This window comes from Xanthomonas sp. WHRI 1810A (assembly GCF_040202885.1).
Lineage (GTDB): Bacteria > Pseudomonadota > Gammaproteobacteria > Pseudomonadales > Pseudomonadaceae > Aquipseudomonas.
On record NZ_JBEGED010000038.1, the window covers coordinates 2,501 to 4,618 of the forward strand.

Annotated in this window: 2 rRNA genes (1 of these 2 running past the window's edge); both read left to right on the plus strand. The window is 52.7% G+C overall.

The annotated features are described in order from the left end of the window. Nucleotides 1-1,788 (plus strand): 23S ribosomal RNA (locus ABQX22_RS26545); it begins 1,105 nt to the left of the window's first position. 166 nt (nucleotides 1,789-1,954) lie between these two features. Further along, nucleotides 1,955-2,070, plus strand: a 5S ribosomal RNA gene (gene rrf, locus ABQX22_RS26550). The last annotated feature ends 48 nt before the right edge of the window (nucleotides 2,071-2,118 follow it).

Sequence of the window (2,118 nt, forward strand, 5' to 3'; positions counted from 1 at the left end):
GGCCTGCGCGGAAGATGTAACGGGGCTCAAACCATGCACCGAAGCTACGGGTATCATCTTTTGATGATGCGGTAGAGGAGCGTTCTGTAAGCCTGTGAAGGTGAGTTGAGAAGCTTGCTGGAGGTATCAGAAGTGCGAATGCTGACATGAGTAACGACAATGGGTGTGAAAAACACCCACGCCGAAAGACCAAGGTTTCCTGCGCAACGTTAATCGACGCAGGGTTAGTCGGTCCCTAAGGCGAGGCTGAAAAGCGTAGTCGATGGAAAACAGGTTAATATTCCTGTACTTCTGGTTATTGCGATGGAGGGACGGAGAAGGCTAGGCCAGCCTGGCGTTGGTTGTCCAGGTTTAAGGTGGTAGGCTGAAATCTTAGGTAAATCCGGGGTTTCAAGGCCGAGAGCTGATGACGAGTGTTCTTTTGAACACGAAGTGGTTGATGCCATGCTTCCAAGAAAAGCTTCTAAGCTTCAGGTAACCAGGAACCGTACCCCAAACCGACACAGGTGGTTGGGTAGAGAATACCAAGGCGCTTGAGAGAACTCGGGTGAAGGAACTAGGCAAAATGGCACCGTAACTTCGGGAGAAGGTGCGCCGGTGAGGGTGAAGGACTTGCTCCGTAAGCTCATGCCGGTCGAAGATACCAGGCCGCTGCGACTGTTTATTAAAAACACAGCACTCTGCAAACACGAAAGTGGACGTATAGGGTGTGACGCCTGCCCGGTGCCGGAAGGTTAATTGATGGGGTTAGCTAACGCGAAGCTCTTGATCGAAGCCCCGGTAAACGGCGGCCGTAACTATAACGGTCCTAAGGTAGCGAAATTCCTTGTCGGGTAAGTTCCGACCTGCACGAATGGCGTAACGATGGCGGCGCTGTCTCCACCCGAGACTCAGTGAAATTGAAATCGCTGTGAAGATGCAGTGTATCCGCGGCTAGACGGAAAGACCCCGTGAACCTTTACTATAGCTTTGCACTGGACTTTGAATTTGCTTGTGTAGGATAGGTGGGAGGCTTTGAAGCGTGGACGCCAGTTCGCGTGGAGCCAACCTTGAAATACCACCCTGGCAACTTTGAGGTTCTAACTCAGGTCCGTTATCCGGATCGAGGACAGTGTATGGTGGGTAGTTTGACTGGGGCGGTCTCCTCCTAAAGAGTAACGGAGGAGTACGAAGGTGCGCTCAGACCGGTCGGAAATCGGTCGTAGAGTATAAAGGCAAAAGCGCGCTTGACTGCGAGACAGACACGTCGAGCAGGTACGAAAGTAGGTCTTAGTGATCCGGTGGTTCTGTATGGAAGGGCCATCGCTCAACGGATAAAAGGTACTCCGGGGATAACAGGCTGATACCGCCCAAGAGTTCATATCGACGGCGGTGTTTGGCACCTCGATGTCGGCTCATCACATCCTGGGGCTGAAGCCGGTCCCAAGGGTATGGCTGTTCGCCATTTAAAGTGGTACGCGAGCTGGGTTTAGAACGTCGTGAGACAGTTCGGTCCCTATCTGCCGTGGACGTTTGAGATTTGAGAGGGGCTGCTCCTAGTACGAGAGGACCGGAGTGGACGAACCTCTGGTGTTCCGGTTGTCACGCCAGTGGCATTGCCGGGTAGCTATGTTCGGAAAAGATAACCGCTGAAAGCATCTAAGCGGGAAACTTGCCTCAAGATGAGATCTCACTGGAACCTTGAGTTCCCTGAAGGGCCGTCGAAGACTACGACGTTGATAGGTTGGGTGTGTAAGCGCTGTGAGGCGTTGAGCTAACCAATACTAATTGCCCGTGAGGCTTGACCATATAACACCCAAGCAATCTTGTGACCCCAGCGGGCATCAGATTGCGGTGACTGTGAAGATGACAGACGCTGAAAGTTTGCAGCACACGAACGAAAAGACCTGATCACATACCCGATTTGCCGAAGCGAGGCCCTGGCGACAGGCGCAGCGACTCGGTACCCGAATTTCTTGACGACCATAGAGCATTGGAACCACCTGATCCCATCCCGAACTCAGCAGTGAAACGATGCATCGCCGATGGTAGTGTGGGGTTTCCCCATGTGAGAGTAGGTCATCGTCAAGATTAAATTCCGAAACCCCTCATCGCTTGCGCGGTGAGGGGTTTTGTTTT